The following is an 18,784-nucleotide window of genomic DNA, read 5'->3' as shown; positions in this document are numbered from 1 at the left end:
AGAAAAATGGGGATCGAAGCGCAAAAAGTGTGTTCATCAGAGTGATGAAAACAGAAATATGAGGAGAGCAACGCAAAAAGTGCGTTCATCAGAGTGATGAAAACAGAAATATGAGGAGAGCAAAGCAAAAAGTGCGTTCATCAGAGTGATGAAAACAGAAAGTAGGCGAGAGCAACGCAAAATGTGTGATCATAGCTTTATCGATGAAAGTATGGGTACGAAAAAAGCCCCCAAGGAAAGGAGGGAGGGGGGACTATACGTTTACTCTTAAATTAGATTTTCAATAATTCTTTTACGGCATATGTAAAACCATGCTCATCATTTGTTTTTGTAGTGAGGTGAGCGTATTTTTTTACATCATCTGGTGCATTCGCCATTGCAACGGCGGTTGTCGCCACTTTAAACTGTTCGACATCGTTGCCACCATCACCAAAGGCATATATTTCATCAAATTGTAAATTCATTATGTTTTGATATCGTATCAATGCTGTACCTTTATTCGCTTCCACTGAAGTAAACTCGACATTACTTGGATGGGAGGAAGCATAGGAGACATCGATTTTTTCTGCTACTGCTCGTTTAGCTTTGTCGACTAATTCAAGCTTATCTTTTCTTGCGACGGCCATTAATTTGTAAATTTTGATGCCATCTTTTTCTAAAATTTGATCGTAGTTATAGTTTCTAAAAAATGCTTCTTTTTCATCATCGCTTTTATCTTGGATCTCAGGATTGCGGAATGGAAAACCACCTTGATTCGTATAGACCATAACCCATAAGCCGATTTCTTGTAAGATTGGAAGAAGTTGTTTATAAACGTCTACTGGCAAAGATGCTTCATATAACACTTCACCGGAATCGGAATATAGAACAGTACCATTAATACTGATAATCGGTAGCTTTAATTGTTTTATTTCCTCATATTTTATAACATCTTCTACGGCTCTTCCCGTATTGATGATTACTCCATGACCTTGCTCTTTTAAATATTTCAGTGTCTTGTAATTTTCTTGTGAAATTTCTTGATTGGAATTTAACAACGTTCCGTCTAAATCAATTGAAAAACATTTCACTTTAAATCTTTCCTTTCTAGTCTATTCTATCGTTACTATATCAAAAATTAACGGTTAAGAAAAATAACAAATTAAAAATTGAGCAAAGAAAAGAAAAAAACATAGGTTTGTTGAGAGACTTTTTCCTTTGCAATCAATGGTACTTATGATAAAATTTAAAAAATCTAAAAATTCTGGAAGGTGGTCGAACTTGGAAAAAGTATATAAAGTTCATCCAGAAGCTGAGGAATTTTACTTTCCTGGAAATGAAATTGGCATATTAGTTAGTCATGGCTTTACAGGTTCAACTCAAAGTATGCGCTATTTAGGTACTCAAATCGCAAAGGCCGGTTTCACCGTTTACGGGCCGCGTTTAACCGGGCATGGGACAGAACCGGAAGATATGGAACAAGCAACATATAAAGACTGGATAAGTGATGTGGAAAAAGGTTTAGAACGTTTGCAACAAACTTGTTCGAAAATTTTTATCATCGGACTATCAATGGGAGGAACTTTAAGCTTATATCTAGCTCAGAAGTATGTTGATATTGCGGGCATTATTCCTATAAATGCAGCGGTTGACATTCCTAATTTAAAGGCAACTTATGAAAATATGAAAAACAGTGGGACCCGTTTTATAGAAGGGATCGGCTCAGATATAAAAATGGCTGGGGTAGCTGAACTTGCCTATTCAAAAACTCCAGTTAAGTCATTAGGTGATTTAATCACGTTAATGGACCAAGTGCGAGGAAATTTGTACAAAGTTACAGTTCCAACGTTAATCATATCTTCAATCGTTGACCATGTGGTACCACCTGAAAATTCGAAACAAATCTATCACTCGATTTCTACGGAAGACAAGTCGATTGTGTTTTTGAAAAATAGCTATCACGTGGCGACGTTAGATAATGATAAAGATTTAATTGCGAAAGAATGTAGCCGGTTTATTTCCAACCGTGTATAAACCATTTGAAATCGTTTACCTTCCGAATCAGTCCATATTTCCTGTTGATGGGCTGGTTTATTTTTTCAAAATTTAAACATACAATAAATACCATTTTCATTATTTAAACTGTGACAATAAAAAGGTATAATAAAATTAAAACGTTTACTTGTACATCCGGATGGGGGAACAATGATGCTTTCGAAAGCTCAAATTCAAACATTTATAGATTATTTCAGTAACGAACAAAATGAATTTTTTAAATGGAATAAGCCAGGTGAGTCGAGATCAGGTGTTGTTCAACTCGGTTTTATTCAATATGATGACGGTGTACAACAATTTATAAATGATTTATATGAGGCGGATATGCTTGATCCCCAATATTTTGATCATCTCGAAAAATATAAATCAAAAATTGATGCACCGGCTGATTTAATACCAACTGCGGATTTAGAACTTTTAAAATCGATTTTAACCTTTTATGTAAGGGGAGAAAAGTATTCTGATGGCGTCTGGGCAAGCGCTATTGATGAAGGTGTATTTTTAGCTATATTACAACGTCTAGAAGACATTGTAAAATAAAATCGATAATTTATATAATATCTATATATAATACATATTGAAATAGTGAAAGGAGACTACATCATGTTTAAAAAAATCGAAACAAATCAAGCTCCAAAAGCGATAGGACCATATTCACAAGGGGTTGAAGTAGGAAACTTCTTGTTTTTATCTGGACAAATTCCTGTGAACCCAGAAACGAATGAAGTGGTGGAAAAGGATATTGTTGCACAAACTAATCAAGTCATGAAAAATATTTCTGCTATTTTAGAAAGTGAAGGATTAACATTAAATAATGTTGTAAAAACAACGATCTTCTTAGCAGATATGGAACAATTTGCAACTGTAAATGAAGAGTATGCAAAACATTTAGGTGATCATCGCCCGGCTCGTTCAACGATTGAGGTTAGCCGTTTACCGAAAGATGTTTTAATCGAAATTGAAGTTATCGCTGCAAGAGCTTAAAATGAACAGGACAGTAGGTAATGTGGGCCAACTGTCCTGTTTAATTCGATATCATTCTATTATTATTTCCACATTGTCTTTGTTGAGCGATACTATTGTTTAAAATACCATTTCCATAGTGAGAACAATATGGTTAATATAAAAAAGCTTATTCCATAAATACAAATGGTTAGCATAGGATTTACAAACATATGCAATTCTCCATTCTAAATAAAATTAAATGGCATCTTTTTGAGAAGGTATTTCTAGTTGTGGTTGTTTGAAATATTTTGCGAGAATAAACATGACGGTAATGCCGATTAATGTCGCCCAAGCTCCAGCCGCCATTGTACTTTTTTCTATTTTTCCAAAATAGAGAATGAAATAAGATGCAAGACCAATGATCATCGATAATTCCGCAGCCCGTGGGGAAGGCTTCTTCTTACCGAAGATGGCGTAAAGAACCGGTCCGACCGTTCCTGCAGCAATCCCCGATACACCAATCCATAAGAGATCTCCCATGTATTTCGGCGGATTTAATACGATGAGATAAGACACAATTCCAATAGCTAATACTGCAAGTCTACTTATTCGGATTGCAATTTGCTGTGCTTTTTTGTCATTGATCTTAATAATGTTTCGTCGTACGAATACTTTTAGAAAAATATCATTGGCAAATACAGTCGAAATGGATACAAATAAGCCATCTGTTGTTGAAAGGGCAGCAGCTAAGATGACAATTAACATAAAAGCAGCGATAATCGTAGGGAAAAATTGAATAATGTATTCAATTAATGCCATATCACTAACCTCGATGTTATCACCAAAGGCTGCGCGACTATATATCCCACCAAATAAAGTGACAACGCAACAGAACATCACTAATACATATACGAGTATCATTTTGCCGATGTCTTTTTCATTTTTTAATCCTAATACTTTATTAAATAACTGTGGGGCAGTTGCAGCAAAGGCTGCTTGAATTAGGATTGCTCCAATTACGGCAGAAATGGAATCAAAATAGGGTGATTCCGGATTGAAAATGCCAACTAAATTTGGATTTTGGGCGTTTAGATTTTCCGTAATCACCTCAAAAGTATTCGTAATACTTCCTTCCCAAAAGTGAACTATACCTGATATAAAAATGATGATCCCAGCCAGTGTCATCATTATAATTTGAACAGCATCTGTATATAAGTCAGCAAGCGTTCCGCCAATGAAGACGTAAACTATGACAATGGCAGCAATTAAAGTAAGCGCTGTATGATAAGATAACCCCATTGTGAACTCAAACACTCTTGCTCCAGCAACAAACTGAGCAGCGATATAAAAAATATTAAACAAAAGGAGAAGTGCTGTACCTACTCTTAAAATGTCACTATTATAGTAATCGCCTAACCAATCTGGTAAAGATAAAGATTTTTGCTTTGTGTTTATCTTTCGCACCCTTTTTGCTACTAATAGAGCGCCGATCGGCCCTCCACCAAATATCGCTAACATCAGCCATAGATTGGCATAGCCCCATTCATAAGACCAACCTGGATAACCTAAAAATACAGCGGCACTTAGATATGTGGCAGCAAATCCCAGCCCTAAAAGGACTGGGCCGAGTTGACCGCCGCCAATCGCAAAATCATCAATATTTTTTGTACCTCGACCACCAAGGTAACCTAATAGAATCATAATCAAGACAAAGATCGTCATACCTATCCATATATATAATTCTAATACGTTCATGGACACCCTCCGTTTACGCAAAATTTAACCGATTTTTGACCTACTTGTCGAGTGGGCATTTACTTGACAGCGAGACTCAATTTTTTTGCATGATGGTTGTCAGGTAAGTATACATGACCTTTTCCAAATAAATTTTCTCGTAATGTTCCAGCTTCGTATTCTTTACGATATATTCCTCGTTTTTGTAATTCAGGAACGACATAATCGACAAATTCTCTGAATGTACCTGGTGAATAGGCAAAAGCAATGTTGAAGCCATCGACATCACCTTCTGTTGCCCACTGTTCAAGCTTATCGGCAATTTGCTCAGGTGTACCTATAAATTTAACTGTTCCGTTTCCTAGTCCATGATTTAATACAGCTTCTCGTAAAGTCCATTTTTTATTCGGATCTTTTCCGTAAAGATCAAGGTTTCCCTGCATCGCTTGCGTTTCCATATCTACAATATAGTCATCTGGATTGTAAGTTGAAAAGTCAATGCCGGTATGACCGGATAATAATGCAAGTGTACCTTCGTAACTAACATGGCTTTTCAATTCTTCATATTTTGCAATTGCTTCTTCTTCTGTAGAACCAACAATCGGTAAAACGAGCGGGAATATTTTTATATCATCTGGATTTCTACCGTATTCCTTAGCTAGTGTACGAATATCATTTGAGTATATTTTTAATGCATCGAGTGAATGATGCTTTGTAAATACAGCTTCTGCATGTTTTGCTGCAAATCGTTTCCCCTTAGGTGAAGCACCAGCTTGAAATAAAACCGGCGTACGCTGTGGCGAAGGTTCTACAATGTGCGGTCCAGGCACGGAGAAAAATGCCCCTTCATGGTTTATTTCATGAACTTTGTCTGGATCTGCAAACGCATCTTGTGCGATATCAAGTGTGACAGCATCATCTTCCCAACTATGTTCCCATAGTTTATAGACCACGTCTAAAAATTCATCTGCTCTTTCATAACGAAGGTCATGGGGTAGTCGACTTTTAAGGCCAAGATTAATTGCTTCACTTTCTAAATAAGAGGTAACGATATTCCAACCAATTCTTCCCTCCGTTAAATGATCCAATGTTGAGAGTTGACGTGCTAATGCATAAGGTTGTGCATAGGTCGTTGAAATCGTCACAGCAAACCCAATATGTTTTGTGGCTAGTGCCATCGCTGAAATCGGTAGTAAAGGATCATGTGCTGGAATTTGGACTGCATTTTTTACAGCAGGTTTATAGCTGTTTTGATACACGCTATATGTTCCTAAAACATCGGCAATAAAAACAGCGTCAAATTTCCCTTTTTCTAATGTTTGAGCAACATCAACCCAGTAAGACAACCGGTTATGATAGCGGCTATGATTTTTTTCATGTTTCCATAGTCCAGTTGAATGTGGGGACGGAGAATTTTGAACGAATCCATTTAAATGTATTTGTTTACCCATCATGACACCCTTTCCATTTTTAAAATTAAGTAGCCATATCTGATTACTTGGTATTAGATTGTTTTTTTATTTAACAGGTTTTTCAACGACAATTTTTGAAGTTAAATGAACAGGATTTTTAATCGTATCACCTACAGGGCAATGGTTTTCCACAAACTGAATAAATGTTTCTAATTTTTCTTTTGGAGCATCTGTTGAAATCACAAATTTTGATTCAATATGAGAATATCCAGGTCGGACATCGGATTTATTTAAAAAACCGTCCGTATCAAGTTCACCTTCCAATTCAATTTTAAGATCCTCAATGTTGATCCCAAATTGTTTCGCATAAGTTTGGATAACAATTGCCTGGCATGCACCAAGAGCAGAAAGAACAAGTTCAACAGGGTTTGATCCTTGATCAGTACCACCTAATGAAACTGGTTCATCAACAATGACTTTGTGACCTCTTGCTTCCGTTTCAATTAATAATTTTTCCTTCCATGTAGCCTTTACATTAAATTTTTCAATCGCCATTTTCCAATCACCTCTAAATATTTTTTAATTAAAAAAAGAAAGTTTAAGTTCATAGATTTTTGTACATCACCTCCAAAATAAAATGACCTCTTAAAATAAGAGGTCATGTGATGTACGAAAAGAATATTTTCATATATCACAATCCCTCTTATATTTCAGGTTTGTCATTTCAAACCTGCTGGAATTGGCACCGTTTGGATCTTTCCAATGGTTGCCGAGGCTTCACAGGGCCAGTCCCTCCACCTCTCTGTATAAGAGTAGATTGTAAAAATATTAACTTTTAACTGGTTAAATTTTATGTTTATTCTAAATAGTTCATTACAAAAAGTCAACACAAATTTTTTGAAAAATTTATTACGGTGCTAAAGTACTAAAAAATCGAATAAAAAAGGATGGTGTTGTTGTATAACTGTCTGTAGACTTCATCAACGTGTGTCGATTTGATTTTTGCTAAATAACGGATGGTTTCATGTATCATTTTTGGATGGGTCTTTTGTCCTTGAAATGGTCCTTCAAAGGGCCAAGGTCCATCGGTTTCAACCATCGTTAATGATAGGGGATATGTGGCTGCGATTTTTTGGATTTCGTGTTCGTAAGCTAAATCGGGAGTAAAAGATATAAAATAACCATTTTCAACCATTTGTTGAATGGTTTTGGTATCCCCTTTAAACCAGTGAAAATGGGCTTTTTGGATGGAGTATTTTTCCAATAAATTTATAACGATTGGAGCATCTTCGTAAATCGCATGAAGTGCAACAGGTTTATTCCATTTTACAGCTAGTTTAAAAAATTCCTCCAATAATGCAAGATAGCCTTCAAGACTTTTTACATTTGTATAATAAGGGAGTCCGACTTCTCCGATGGCAACCATAGCTTGATGATTTTTATCCATGAATTGAATCAAATCTGCCAGTTCTTCATCGGTTGGCAAGGGTTGTTCTGGATGATAACCAAAGGCGAGTTTGATCCTTTCATCTTTTTGATATAATGCTAAATTTTCAACAGCAGAAGAAAGATTCGTTGATACCGATATTAAGCTATGAATTTGATAGTGTTCCATTTCTTTCATTATTCCTTGTTGTTCTTTTAATGTGTATTGATCGAAATGAATGTGAACATCGATTATTGGTTGCAATTACATCACCTACATATTTAAAATTTCTAATTTATCATACCTTTGTTTCATCATTAAAGTCTACGTTTATTATTCCGAAGAAGAAGTTTCCAAGAAACGATTCAGAAATTGGATAATGAACTTATTGTCCGTTGTTATTATGTAAACTTGATACCACTCACGGATTTGTCGAAAAAATCAATAAGATAATATTGACAACTTATATTTTTCGTCCCATAATATATTCAATAATATTCGAACGTTAACGAAGGACTAGTATGCAGTGCTTGCTATGGCAGAGAGCGGAATCCGGAGGCTGAAAGATTCCGTCATAGTCAACTTGCAGAACCTACCTTCCGAGTCCCATGCAAACATGGGCGTTAATCTGCGTTAAAGATTTGAGGTGGGGTGTTTGATCACCCAATGAAGGTGGTACCGCGGAAGATAAGCTCTTTCGTCCTGTCAATGCAGGATGAGAGGGCTTTTTTATTTAATATTAAATAGATTGTTAACTTAAGATAAAAACAAGATGAGGGATTTCATATGTCTAAGGAACGAATTGTTGTAAAAATAGGAAGTAGTTCACTAACCAATCAAAAAGGGGAAATTGACTATGCAAAGTTAAACGATCATGTTGAAGCTATTGCTGCCCTTCGTAAAGAGAATCATGAAGTTATTCTCGTGTCATCGGGTGCAGTGGCCGCAGGGTTTAAAAGTTTAGGATACCCGGCACGTCCTGTTACATTAAAAGGAAAACAAGCAGCTGCAAGTGTAGGGCAAGGGTTGCTTATTCAAACATATATGGAAAAATTCCAAGCTTATAACATTACAGCTGCACAAATCTTGCTTACCCGCTCTGACTTTTCGAACCGTAAACGATATCAAAATGCGTTTGCAACGATATCGGAATTGCTTGACCGAGGGATTTTACCGATTATCAATGAGAATGATACGGTGTCGGTCGATGAGCTCACCTTTGGTGACAACGATATGTTATCAAGTCTTGTAAGTGGGTTTATTCATGCTGATCGGCTCATCATTTTAACGGATATCAATGGACTTTACGATGGCAATCCGAGAACAAATCCAAAGGCAAAAAAGTTTTATTTTCTTGAAGAAATAACTGAAGACTTGTTCCAACATGCTGATGAAAATGGTTCGAAAGTAGGGACCGGTGGGATGAGGTCGAAGTTGCTTGCAGCTCAAACAGCTCTATACTTAGGTGTTTCCGTCTTTATTGGTACAGGTTTTGGAAGAAATAAATTATTGGATGTATTGGAAGGAAAAGGTGATGGGACCTATATTGTTAATCGAAGTCAAACTTCAATAAACACAAAAAGGCAATGGATTGCTCTTCATTCCGAATCAACCGGTCATCTTTATATTGACCAAGGAGCCGTTGAGGCGATTTTATACCATGGTAAAAGTTTATTATCACCCGGTATTTTCAAAGTTCGAGGTGCTTTTCAAAAAGGTGACGTTGTTGAAGTAATGGGGGTAAATGGCCTTATCGGTAAAGGACAAGTAAGTTGTTCATCAGAAGAGTTAAGTGCTCATATTGAGGAGCGAAAGGAAAAGGGGCCAGAATTTCAGGAACCAGCAATAGAAGTCATCCATCGCGATAATTGGGTTCAATTAAAACGTTAGGGAGGAGATTCAAATGGCGAATGAAGTACTGGAAAAAGGGAGATTGGCAAAAAGGGCAAGTTATAAAATGCCAAGTTTACGAACAGAAGATAAAAATGTGGCTTTAGAAAGGATTGCGAAACAATTATTGGAAGATGAAGGAGAAATTTTACAAGCCAATCAAGTTGACTTAGAAGCCGGTCGGAAAAATGGGTTATCTGAAGCGGTGCTTGATCGAATTATGTTAAATTCCGACCGAATTAAGGCAATGGTAGAAGGAATTCGTCAAGTAATAGAATTACAAGATCCCATTGGCGATGTGTTAGAAACGATCACGAAAGAAAACGGTCTATATATTGAAAAAAGACGAGTTCCAATCGGTGTAATCGGCATGATTTATGAAGCAAGGCCGAATGTAACAATCGATGCGGCCACCCTTGCTTTAAAAACGGGTAACGCGATTATTTTGCGAGGAAGTTCTTCAGCTAAATCATCGAACATTGCGCTTGTAAAGTCAATTCATACGGCATTAGAAAATAGTAGAGTCCCTGTAAATGCTGTTCAATTAATTGAAGATACTTCAAGAGAAACGGCAAAAGCATTATTCCAATTAAATGAATATTTAGATGTACTCATTCCACGCGGAGGTAAAAACTTAATTCAAACGGTGGTCCGTGAAGCAAGTGTACCGGTTATTGAAACTGGGGCTGGAAATTGTCATATTTATATCGATGAATCAGCAAAACCATCCATGGTCGAAGAAGTCGTACTAAATGCAAAATTACAACGCCCGTCTGTTTGTAATGCTGTTGAATCTTTATTAATTCATGAAAATTGGTTTCATAATTTTGGTAGACAACTTTTAGATAAATTAGCACAACATCAAGTGACGATCCATGGCGATGAACAAGTAAAAGCAGCTTATTCTGATGCTGTCCTTGCTACTGAAGAAGATTGGGCAACGGAGTATTTATCTTTAGATCTAAGTGTAAAACTTGTAAACAATATGGAAGAAGCAATAGAACATATTAATACTTACGGAACAAATCATTCTGAAGCGATCATTACGGAAAATGAGAAGAATGCGAATACTTTCTTACAAAATGTTGATGCGGCGGCAGTTTATCATAATGCGTCAACACGATTTACGGACGGATTTGAATTCGGTTATGGAGCTGAAATTGGAATTTCAACGCAAAAACTACATGCAAGAGGTCCAATGGGCTTACCAGCATTAACATCGAGTAAATTTTTCATAAAAGGAACGGGGCATGTCCGTCAGTAATTCTTTCGAGTTGACTACCACTTATTGTGGTAGTTTTTATTTTATGTCATTTCATAGAATATATAAAGTTTGCCATAAAGGAGGAAAAAAACTTTATCTATAGAATAGATACAAAAAGGACAATGAAAGAAAGTGAGGGACTTTGTTGTTACTTATATTTGTTGTATGTGTTTTGTTTATTATGATTGCATTTATCGGCACTATGCAAGTTGCTAAAGATCCAAGCGACGATAATTACTATGCTGAAAAAGGAAAAAATATGAAGCGGCTTTTTTGGATTTATTTTGCGTTACTTCTTTTTGTACTAGCTGTTGTACTAGCAATCATCTATTACAATTAATCATTTATTTCAATTCATAGATGAAACATTTTTTATCATTGTAAAACAGCGATAAGTTGTCTCTTTTTTGTTTAAGAAACGATGCAACCTTTTTGATTATTTACCGTCATATTGATAAACATTCAAATGGGGTGTCTAGTTGAAAAAGGTTGCTCATATTGTATTTTGTTTTTTCATCGTTTTTCTGTTAACCGCTTGCAGTACTTTAGATGAAAAAGGAAGTGATGCACATTCACAAAAAATGTATGATCATGCCAGTTCAGCAGAAGAAAGTCGTCAAGTAGAACAAGACTTGGCTGTTGAACCGGAACAAAGTTACTTGGAAAATAAGAAGACAATGGAAGGAACAAAATTGGATGACATGGGGCGGAAAGTAACTTATTCTGCAACTTTACAAGTAGAAGTGAACGATTACCATCAATCACTCGATAATATTGCAAAAAAGGTAAAGGATTGGAATGGATACATCGTGACGTCTACAATGTATGGTGAAAATAATTCAATTTTTGGGGATATAACCGTTCGTATTCCTCAACAACATTTTCAGGCTTTCATTTCCTTTATTGAAAAAGATAGTTACAAAGTAAAGAATAAGTCGATTTCTGGTGATGATGTAACCGAGGAATATGTGGATTTAAATTCACGATTGAAATCTAAACGTGCTGTTGAAAGCAGGCTCATGACATTGATGGAACAGGCGGAAACAACCGAGGATTTGTTGGCTGTAACGAAAGACTTGGCAATGGTCCAAGAAGAAATTGAAACGATCCTTGGTCGTATGAATTATTTAGAAAATCGGATCGAATTTGCGACCATTACCATTCACCTTACCGAAAACAATACCAAATTAACGGACCAAGGAGTTGGCACGGTTAATACTTGGGAGAAATCGAAAGAAATGTTCATGAAAAGTGTTAAAATTTTAATGCAATTAGTATCAACCATGACCGTTTTTTTTATCGGTGGTCTTCCTATTATCATCGTGATAAGTATAACACTATTTATTACTGTCATACTTTATAAGTACTTGAAACAAAGGAAAAAGGAATGAGAGTGCGACCTAGTTGTCAAATGCACATTTTTAATGAAAAAGTTCACTAATGACGATTTGAATAATAAGAAAAACCGTCACAATTTGTAAAATCGGCTTCACCAGTTTCGGACTTATTTTTTCAGCAATACGAACGCCAATTTGAGCCCCTGTTAATGAACCGAGAAGCAGACAGACTGTGTATGACCAAATAACTTTTCCAGTCGAAATGTACGTAATGGCGGCGCCGAAACAGCTAGAAAAAGTGGCTAACCGTGCATAGCCGACTGCACGGACATAGGATATCTTTAAGTAATTGAGTAAATGCATCATTAGTGTTCCTTGACCTGGTCCGAATAGTCCATCATACATCCCAATACTAAAAAGACCTGAAAGACTAGATTTTTTCGGTTTTAAAGATTGATTTCCAGTAAAGGTCTCTTTATTGAAAAATGAGGTGATGAAAGCGAAAACTAATAGTGTAAGTGCTACAGTTAGCATAGTCGATGCTGGTAAAAAATTGGCAATCAATCCCCCACAAATTCCGCCAGAAATACTTGTTGGGAAAATCCAATAACATTCTTTCAATGAAATTTTTTTATTTTTAATTAAGTAAAAAAAACTAGAAAAAGAACTAATGGTATTTGAGACTTTGTTTGCAGCGATTGCAGAATGAACCGGGATACCGAGTAAGATCATAATGGGAAAATTGATAAATCCACCACTCCCCGCCAATGTTCCTACTGTTGTCGCAAAAATGCCAGTGAGAAATAATATTCCATATTCCATTTAATGATCACTCCCTTCAATGAATAGTATATGGAAGTTTTGTTATAAGTAAATTTTATTTATTTTATATATAAACATTAGTTAAACTTATAAAAAGAACTAAGTTTGTTTTTCGAGAAAAAATAAAATGACTGACAAAAGCAAATACTACCAAATAATTGATTTATCACTTAGAAAGGAGCAAAATATTGTACGATATTCATTTAGAAAAAAAGATAGCCGGTGAAAAAGCGGTTGAATTTATAGAAGATGGAATGACAATCGGTCTCGGAACAGGTTCAACTGTCTATTGGTTTATTCAAAAATTAGGAGAGCTAGTGTCAAAAGGGTTAAATGTAAAAGGTATACCCACTTCTAAAAATACGGAACAGTTGGCAAGAAGCCTTGGCATTCCGATTGTTTCTTTTCAAGAAATTGATAACATTCATGTTGCTATCGACGGAGCAGATGAAGTGGACGAAAAATTAAATGCGATTAAAGGGGGAGGGGGAGCCCTTGTACGTGAGAAAATAATTGCTGAATTTGCGAATCAATTTATCATAGTGGTCGATCAAAGTAAATGTAGTAAACAATTAGGAAACCATTTTCTACCTGTAGAGGTAACTCCATTCGGTTGGCAAGGAACGGCGAACAATATTGCTGCATTCGGTTGTGAAGTCAAATTACGTCAAGTTGGAAATAAAACTTTTATTTCAGATAATAACAATTATATTTTAGATTGTTATTTTAAAAAAATAAATGATGCTTCCTTGTTACATCAGAGAATAAAAATGCTTACCGGTGTAGTCGATACGGGCTTATTTATTGATTTGGCAGATATGGTCATTGTAGGTAAGGGGAATGAAACCGAGATAATAAAGAAATTTGCAAATGACTGATCATTTAATGTGAGTTAATATACAATCCCTTAAAAAAATAGTACAATTTATATTGAAAATAAAAATCAAAAAGGGGATTTTTATGAAAAGAATGATTTCAGTTTTCTTAGCAGCTTTTTTAATTTTTTCCACTCCTGTTGGAGCTTTATTCGTGCATGAACAACCAACGACCGTTGAAGCAAAATCTTTTAAACGTGGTGGAACTCCAAAAAGTGGAATAACTAATTTTCAAAAGAAACAAACGAATTCTACATATAACAGACAGACAACGACAAAACCACGTACAGGCGGGTTTATGAGAGGATTAATTGCAGGAGGATTAGCTGGATTATTATTCGGTAGTTTACTCGCCCAATGGGGGATTTTTGGTTCACTCCTTGGATTCCTTATTAATGTTGGAGCAATTTTAATCATTGTATGGTTTGTCGTTAAATTGTTCAAACGAATGAATCGTGCAAACGGTTATTAATAAAAAGAAGTTGACTGTAGTATTACGGTCAACTTCTTTTTATGGTTTTTCATCATGACGTTTATATTATTGCCAATATAAAAAAGTATGCTTCATTTAACAGGTATTTTGAAACATAGACTTGTTTTTACGAATAAACATAGGCATAATTAAGTTTGGAAAAATGAATAAAGGAAGGTTTTATATGAAGATCACTGAATATAGTGTAGAAAAGCTCTTGGATCCCACTGGTATTTTAAAAGGGGATCGTTATGAATTTATTCTCGATGTTGAAGTGGATAAAGAAGATGAGTTATATTCGGAAAACGGAATTTATATAAAATTAATTTTAGCAGTCGAAGAAGACCAAACCCGTGTAGCCCAATATCAACTGTATGAAAGGGGAACGGATAAATATTTGGACTTTGCTTTGGAAGAAGATGAGTTAGAAGAGATTTTACAGTTTTGTAAAGAACATTATTAAGAAGAAAATGAACGGAAACCATCCCATATTTCGGATGGTGTTTTAATTTTAATATAGTAATTTTTGAAAAACAGTTGTGACCACTATTCTTGTTGATGGTCTCCGGAAGTATGATTTATGGGACAAGGATTTTAGCGAAGAGTATTGGCTAGGACTTGGTATTATCATGATCTGGGGAACTCTGTCCCTTGTTGTTCGGCAGTATTATATCGGAGAAGATCTGTAGCAGTGTATCGTGTTTTTTTAAACAATAAAAATGAGAATAATGGAAATGGCAGTTAGATTGGATTCACTATTCATGGTGGCTTTTTCGACTTTTAACAAGATATGGATAAACACGAAAGCTGTCAAATTCCCTTCTAAATGTCTGAAACATCAGGTCAAATGTTTATAAAAGGATGATTGCGCATACATGAATTTTTCTAACAAGGTTAAATTATTAAAAGTTGGAGGAAAGGGGGGTAACTTTTGAAGGATACGTCACAATTTGTGCATGATTTAGAAGAAAAACAACGGAAAGATATAAAAAATAAACAGAAACAAGGTGACGATGCACCGGCAAAAAAATTACCGAATCATAAACATTGAACAGATCGCCCAAAGGGGGGCGATTTTTTTATTAGTAGGATGTAAGGCAATTATAGGAAGTTTTTCTGAGGATATGAAAGGGATTTAGAGAATATGTCCATTCAGCACGACTAAACTTAATTGAAATGGGAGGAGATTAGATAAGATGGAATAATCCGATTTGTTCGACAATTTTTAATTCGTTATACTTAAAAACATAGTGCTTTCCGATTATTTGGAAAAATACAGAACGTTATTGGAGGTTGTTTTTGTGAAACGAAAATGGCTCATACTTTTTCTAATGTTTGTACTCATCATGTCTGGCTGTTCTTTTACAGCAAACAACAGCGATCAATCAACATTGGAAAAAGCAAGGGCGGAAGGAAAAATCGTTGTAGGATTTTCCGGTGAGGTTCCTTACGCTTATCTTGATGAAAATGGGAATTTGACCGGTGAATCCGTAGAAGTCGCAAGGGCGATTTTTAAAAGACTTGGTATTGAGGAAATGGAAGGAAAGTTAGTCAAGTTTGATTCTTTAATTCCAGGTTTACAAAATGGTAGTTTCGATGTCATTACAGCGGGGATGTATATTACACCAGATCGTTGTTTATCCGTTGATTTTGCCGAACCAGACTATACAATCGGTGAATCACTAGCCGTACAAAAGGGTAATCCGAAAAATATACATAGCTACGAAGACATTGCAAATAACGAAGATATTAAGGTGGCTGTCATGAATGGTGCCATTGAAATTGAGTATTTAAAAGCAGTTGGCGTAAAAGATAGTCAAATGGAAATTGTACAGGATATCCCTTCCAGCATCGCAGCAGTAGAAAATGGACGTGCCGATGTAACAACGATGACAGGACCAACATTAGAAAATGCATTAAAAACGGCAGATGCAGATAAAATTGAAGTTGTGGAAGACTTTGAACAACCAGTGATCGATGGAGAGTCCATCCGTGGTTATGGTGCAGCCGCTTTCCGTATCGGTGATGATGAAATCCGGGAAGCTTATAATGAAGAGTTGCAAAAGATGAAAGAATCCGGTGAATTACTTGAGATCATTAGTGAATTTGGTTTCACAGAAAATGAAATTCCACATGGTGTGACAACGGCAGAATTATGTGAAGAATAATCATCTTTCATAGGCACATTTATTGTGCCTTTTCTCACTTCGAAGATTAATAGAATGAAGGTGAATTTTAGAACATGGATGTATATGCAGACATATTAGTACGAATTTTACCTGGACTAAAAGTAACGTTACAAGTGCTAATTCTCTCAGCCATTTTAGCCATTATAGTTGCTTTTGTTGCAGGATTTGGAAGATTATCACGTTTTAAAATCATTCGTTTTATTACAACTATTTATGTTGAGTTATTTCGAGGTACATCATTACTCGTCCAACTGTTTTGGTTGTTTTTTGCTTTGCCAGCCTTTGGTATCCAGTTTACCCCGTTATTTGCCGCTATTATCGCTTTAGGATTAAATTACGGTGCCTATGCCTCCGAAGTCGTTAGAGGTTCCATTCTTGCCATTTCAAAAGGACAGACGGAAGCTGCGATCGCTTTAAATATGACATACTGGCAACGAATGCGAATTGTGATTCTTCCGCAAGCCCTTCGGATCATGCTTCCTGGTTTTGGTAATAATATTATTGAACTCATTAAAGGTACGTCCTTAGTATCACTCATTACTTTAAACGATTTAACCTATCACGGATTGATGTTACAAAACGTGAATTTAAGTTACACAATGCCTGTATTTCTTGTCTTACTTTTTGTATATTTTCTTATCGCGCTTCCTTTCGTATGGCTTGTACGAAAATTTGAGAAAAATGTATCGAAAGGAGTGGCGAGAATATGACATGGAATTGGGGGTTCGCCATCGAGATATTTCCTATTATTGCCAGTGCAATTTGGCTCGTCCTTGCGGTAACGTTGGGAGCTTATTTCGTAGCGGCCATATTCGGTTTAATCTTAACCTTTTTAAGACGTACAAAATATAAAATGCTCACATATGTAACGAATGGTTTTATTGAGTTTGTTCGTAGTACGCCGCCGTTAATTCAATTGTTTTTTTTCTATTTTGCTTTACCTACGATCGGTATATCGCTTGATAAATATACAGCAGGCATTTTAACACTAGGGATTCATTACAGTACCTATTTAGCGGAGGTTTATCGTTCGGGAATTGATGCTGTGCCAATGGGACAATGGGAAGCAGCTAAGGCAATGAACTTTTCAAAAGCTCAAACCTGGTTTCGAGTCATTTTGCCACAAGCGATTCCTCCTGTCCTCCCTATGATGGGCAACTACTTAATCGTGCTGTTTAAGGAAACCCCATTGTTAATGGCGATTGGTGTTCATGAATTTTTACAGGAGGCAAAATTAGTCGGGGCAGAATATTTCCGATATCTTGAAGCATATACGATTGTCGGATTGTTATTTTTACTATTAAGTTATCCGTCGGCGATGTTGATTCATTATTTGGAAAAGCGTTTAAATATGAAAAAAGTTAGAGGGTGAAATTTATGGGGGTTATGGAACGTGATTTATATATTGTAAATCCAGTTCAAGAAACGGCAGAAACATTAGTACGTTATGAAGATGTTTCCAAGTCATATGGCGATGTTAAAGTGTTGAAGAATTTAAATTTAAATATTAATAAAGGCGAAAAAGTAGCTTTGATCGGACCGAGTGGATCTGGAAAAACGACGATTATTCGGATGTTAATGACATTAGAAAAACCGACTTCCGGATTTATTAAATTTGAAGATGAGTATTTATGGCATATGGTTAATAAAAAGGGGAGATTAGTAGAAGCTGATGAGAAACATTTGCGAAAAATGCGTACCAATATCGGCATGGTTTTCCAACATTTTAATCTATTCCCCCATATGACCATTTTACGAAATGTGATGGAAGCCCCAGTTCGTGTCCTCGGATTAACAAAGGAAGAGGCAAAAGAACGTGCCATTGAAATGTTATCAAAGGTCGGATTAAAAGATCACTTGGATAAGTACCCCGAACAATTATCAGGCGGACAAAAGCAGAGAGTGGCTATTGCCCGGGCTGTGGTGATGCAACCGAAAGTCATGTTATTTGATGAAGTAACGTCAGCCCTTGACCCTGAGCTAGTTGGTGAGGTACTTGAAGTTATTCGTGAGCTAGCCATTGAGACGGATATGGCAATGATTCTTGTCACTCATGAAATGGATTTTGCAAAAGAAATCGCGGATCGAGTTGTTTTTTTACACGACGGAAAAATTGAAGAAGAAGGTACGCCGAAAGAAATTTTTGAAAACCCACAAAGTAAACGACTACAAACGTTTTTAAGCCGATTTTTACGGCATGAGCAGCAAATTCGTTTAAGTGAATAATAGTCTATTATGAAACTTCCTATTCAAGAATAGGAAGTTTCAGACTGTCGACAAACCCCAACTCAAATGCTTCATTTGAGTTGGGATTTGTCTTTTTTTGCTCATCATTTTCTAAGATTCTTATCTTATTTAGGCTGGACATGGTCTTTTCCATGTCC

21 protein-coding genes and 1 riboswitch are annotated in these 18,784 nt (G+C 36.0%); of the genes, 15 read left to right on the top strand and 6 right to left on the bottom strand.

What is annotated here, in order from left to right; all coding sequences use genetic code 11:
* Positions 1–272: 272 nt before the first annotated feature.
* Positions 273–1,070 carry an HAD family hydrolase gene (locus OEV82_RS12780; protein WP_173662644.1) on the bottom strand — a complete coding sequence of 266 codons (798 nt, stop codon included), beginning with the start codon at positions 1,068–1,070 and terminating at the stop codon, positions 273–275.
* Between the two features lie 190 nt (positions 1,071–1,260).
* Between OEV82_RS12780 and OEV82_RS12775 the strand changes: the two genes are divergently transcribed.
* From OEV82_RS12775 to OEV82_RS12765, 3 genes are all read left to right on the top strand, one after another.
* On the top strand, positions 1,261–2,013 hold the full coding sequence (locus OEV82_RS12775) for an alpha/beta hydrolase (RefSeq protein WP_263062111.1): 753 nt from the start codon (positions 1,261–1,263) through the stop codon (positions 2,011–2,013).
* Positions 2,014–2,187: 174 nt separating this feature from the next.
* On the top strand, positions 2,188–2,574 hold the full coding sequence (locus OEV82_RS12770; protein ID WP_173662646.1) for a DUF6508 domain-containing protein: 387 nt from the start codon (positions 2,188–2,190) through the stop codon (positions 2,572–2,574).
* Between the two features lie 63 nt (positions 2,575–2,637).
* Complete coding sequence (locus tag OEV82_RS12765) at positions 2,638–3,018, top strand: RidA family protein (RefSeq protein WP_173662647.1); 381 nt, start codon at positions 2,638–2,640, stop codon at positions 3,016–3,018.
* Positions 3,019–3,234: 216 nt separating this feature from the next.
* Here OEV82_RS12765 and OEV82_RS12760 read toward each other — a convergent pair whose 3' ends face one another.
* From OEV82_RS12760 to OEV82_RS12745, 4 genes are all read right to left on the bottom strand, one after another.
* The gene (locus OEV82_RS12760; RefSeq protein ID WP_173662648.1) at positions 3,235–4,734 is read right to left on the bottom strand and encodes a sodium:solute symporter family protein; all 1,500 of its coding nucleotides are present in this window, start codon (positions 4,732–4,734) and stop codon (positions 3,235–3,237) included.
* A gap of 59 nt (positions 4,735–4,793) precedes the next feature.
* Complete coding sequence (locus tag OEV82_RS12755) at positions 4,794–6,167, bottom strand: LLM class flavin-dependent oxidoreductase (RefSeq protein ID WP_263062110.1); 1,374 nt, start codon at positions 6,165–6,167, stop codon at positions 4,794–4,796.
* A 63-nt stretch (positions 6,168–6,230) separates the two neighbouring features.
* On the bottom strand, positions 6,231–6,680 hold the full coding sequence (locus OEV82_RS12750; RefSeq protein WP_161921452.1) for an OsmC family protein: 450 nt from the start codon (positions 6,678–6,680) through the stop codon (positions 6,231–6,233).
* A 145-nt stretch (positions 6,681–6,825) separates the two neighbouring features.
* Positions 6,826–6,938, bottom strand: a riboswitch (SAM riboswitch).
* 112 nt (positions 6,939–7,050) lie between these two features.
* Positions 7,051–7,815, bottom strand: a complete 765-nt coding sequence (locus OEV82_RS12745; RefSeq protein WP_263062109.1) for a TatD family hydrolase — start codon at positions 7,813–7,815, stop codon at positions 7,051–7,053.
* 522 nt (positions 7,816–8,337) lie between these two features.
* On the opposite strand from OEV82_RS12745, the gene proB reads away from it, so the two are divergent.
* The 4 genes from proB to OEV82_RS12725 all read left to right on the top strand — a co-directional run bounded on the left by proB (position 8,338) and on the right by OEV82_RS12725 (position 12,096).
* A complete protein-coding gene (proB, locus tag OEV82_RS12740; RefSeq protein WP_263062108.1) occupies positions 8,338–9,441 on the top strand; it encodes a glutamate 5-kinase in 1,104 nt (367 codons plus the stop codon).
* A gap of 13 nt (positions 9,442–9,454) precedes the next feature.
* Entirely contained in the window at positions 9,455–10,705 is a 1,251-nt protein-coding gene (locus OEV82_RS12735; RefSeq protein ID WP_173662652.1) for a glutamate-5-semialdehyde dehydrogenase, read from the top strand.
* A gap of 145 nt (positions 10,706–10,850) precedes the next feature.
* On the top strand, positions 10,851–11,045 hold the full coding sequence (locus OEV82_RS12730; RefSeq protein WP_173662653.1) for a hypothetical protein: 195 nt from the start codon (positions 10,851–10,853) through the stop codon (positions 11,043–11,045).
* A gap of 139 nt (positions 11,046–11,184) precedes the next feature.
* The gene (locus tag OEV82_RS12725) at positions 11,185–12,096 is read left to right on the top strand and encodes a DUF4349 domain-containing protein (protein ID WP_173662654.1); all 912 of its coding nucleotides are present in this window, start codon (positions 11,185–11,187) and stop codon (positions 12,094–12,096) included.
* Between the two features lie 30 nt (positions 12,097–12,126).
* Here OEV82_RS12725 and OEV82_RS12720 read toward each other — a convergent pair whose 3' ends face one another.
* Positions 12,127–12,864: a sulfite exporter TauE/SafE family protein gene (locus tag OEV82_RS12720; RefSeq protein WP_173662655.1), complete on the bottom strand. Its 738-nt coding sequence runs from the start codon at positions 12,862–12,864 to the stop codon at positions 12,127–12,129.
* 188 nt (positions 12,865–13,052) lie between these two features.
* On the opposite strand from OEV82_RS12720, the gene rpiA reads away from it, so the two are divergent.
* The 8 genes from rpiA (at position 13,053) to ehuA (ending at position 18,626) form a co-directional block, all read left to right on the top strand.
* Positions 13,053–13,742 carry a ribose-5-phosphate isomerase RpiA gene (gene rpiA, locus OEV82_RS12715; RefSeq protein ID WP_317634319.1) on the top strand — a complete coding sequence of 230 codons (690 nt, stop codon included), beginning with the start codon at positions 13,053–13,055 and terminating at the stop codon, positions 13,740–13,742.
* A gap of 82 nt (positions 13,743–13,824) precedes the next feature.
* Positions 13,825–14,211, top strand: coding sequence for a hypothetical protein (locus OEV82_RS12710; protein ID WP_263062107.1), 387 nt, complete (start codon positions 13,825–13,827; stop codon positions 14,209–14,211).
* Positions 14,212–14,395: 184 nt separating this feature from the next.
* On the top strand, positions 14,396–14,674 hold the full coding sequence (locus OEV82_RS12705) for a DUF6509 family protein (protein WP_173662657.1): 279 nt from the start codon (positions 14,396–14,398) through the stop codon (positions 14,672–14,674).
* Positions 14,675–15,142: 468 nt separating this feature from the next.
* Positions 15,143–15,262, top strand: a complete 120-nt coding sequence (locus tag OEV82_RS12700; RefSeq protein WP_173662658.1) for a DUF4023 family protein — start codon at positions 15,143–15,145, stop codon at positions 15,260–15,262.
* 280 nt (positions 15,263–15,542) lie between these two features.
* A complete protein-coding gene (gene ehuB, locus OEV82_RS12695) occupies positions 15,543–16,379 on the top strand; it encodes an ectoine/hydroxyectoine ABC transporter substrate-binding protein EhuB (RefSeq protein WP_173662663.1) in 837 nt (278 codons plus the stop codon).
* 74 nt (positions 16,380–16,453) lie between these two features.
* A complete protein-coding gene (gene ehuC / locus OEV82_RS12690) occupies positions 16,454–17,110 on the top strand; it encodes an ectoine/hydroxyectoine ABC transporter permease subunit EhuC (RefSeq protein ID WP_263062105.1) in 657 nt (218 codons plus the stop codon).
* Positions 17,107–17,772 (top strand): ectoine/hydroxyectoine ABC transporter permease subunit EhuD, encoded by a 666-nt coding sequence (ehuD, locus tag OEV82_RS12685; RefSeq protein WP_263062104.1) that lies wholly within the window; start codon positions 17,107–17,109, stop codon positions 17,770–17,772. Before ehuC ends, ehuD begins: the two co-directional genes overlap by 4 nt.
* A gap of 14 nt (positions 17,773–17,786) precedes the next feature.
* Positions 17,787–18,626, top strand: a complete 840-nt coding sequence (ehuA, locus tag OEV82_RS12680) for an ectoine/hydroxyectoine ABC transporter ATP-binding protein EhuA (RefSeq protein ID WP_377701761.1) — start codon at positions 17,787–17,789, stop codon at positions 18,624–18,626.
* Positions 18,627–18,784 lie beyond the last annotated feature (158 nt).

The sequence above is a fragment of the Pallidibacillus thermolactis genome (genome assembly GCF_025660415.1).
Lineage (GTDB): Bacteria > Bacillota > Bacilli > Bacillales > Caldibacillaceae > Pallidibacillus > Pallidibacillus thermolactis.
Note: the sequence above shows the minus strand (reverse complement) of the source record. Positions and strands in the feature narration are given on the sequence as shown.

Bases quoted from the DNA above. Each gene is read 5' to 3' on its own strand.
- OEV82_RS12770 (WP_173662646.1), top strand. From the start codon at position 2,188: ATGCTTTCGAAAGCTCAAATTCAAACATTTATAGATTATTTCAGTAAC.
- OEV82_RS12765 (WP_173662647.1), top strand. From the start codon at position 2,638: ATGTTTAAAAAAATCGAAACAAATCAAGCTCCAAAAGCGATAGGACCA.
- OEV82_RS12760 (WP_173662648.1), bottom strand. From the start codon at position 4,734: ATGAACGTATTAGAATTATATATATGGATAGGTATGACGATCTTTGTC.
- OEV82_RS12755 (WP_263062110.1), bottom strand. From the start codon at position 6,167: ATGATGGGTAAACAAATACATTTAAATGGATTCGTTCAAAATTCTCCG.
- OEV82_RS12750 (WP_161921452.1), bottom strand. From the start codon at position 6,680: ATGGCGATTGAAAAATTTAATGTAAAGGCTACATGGAAGGAAAAATTA.
- proB (WP_263062108.1), top strand. From the start codon at position 8,338: ATGTCTAAGGAACGAATTGTTGTAAAAATAGGAAGTAGTTCACTAACC.
- OEV82_RS12735 (WP_173662652.1), top strand. From the start codon at position 9,455: ATGGCGAATGAAGTACTGGAAAAAGGGAGATTGGCAAAAAGGGCAAGT.
- OEV82_RS12720 (WP_173662655.1), bottom strand. From the start codon at position 12,864: ATGGAATATGGAATATTATTTCTCACTGGCATTTTTGCGACAACAGTA.
- OEV82_RS12710 (WP_263062107.1), top strand. From the start codon at position 13,825: ATGAAAAGAATGATTTCAGTTTTCTTAGCAGCTTTTTTAATTTTTTCC.
- OEV82_RS12705 (WP_173662657.1), top strand. From the start codon at position 14,396: ATGAAGATCACTGAATATAGTGTAGAAAAGCTCTTGGATCCCACTGGT.
- ehuB (WP_173662663.1), top strand. From the start codon at position 15,543: ATGTTTGTACTCATCATGTCTGGCTGTTCTTTTACAGCAAACAACAGC.
- ehuC (WP_263062105.1), top strand. From the start codon at position 16,454: ATGGATGTATATGCAGACATATTAGTACGAATTTTACCTGGACTAAAA.
- ehuD (WP_263062104.1), top strand. From the start codon at position 17,107: ATGACATGGAATTGGGGGTTCGCCATCGAGATATTTCCTATTATTGCC.
- ehuA (WP_377701761.1), top strand. From the start codon at position 17,787: ATGGAACGTGATTTATATATTGTAAATCCAGTTCAAGAAACGGCAGAA.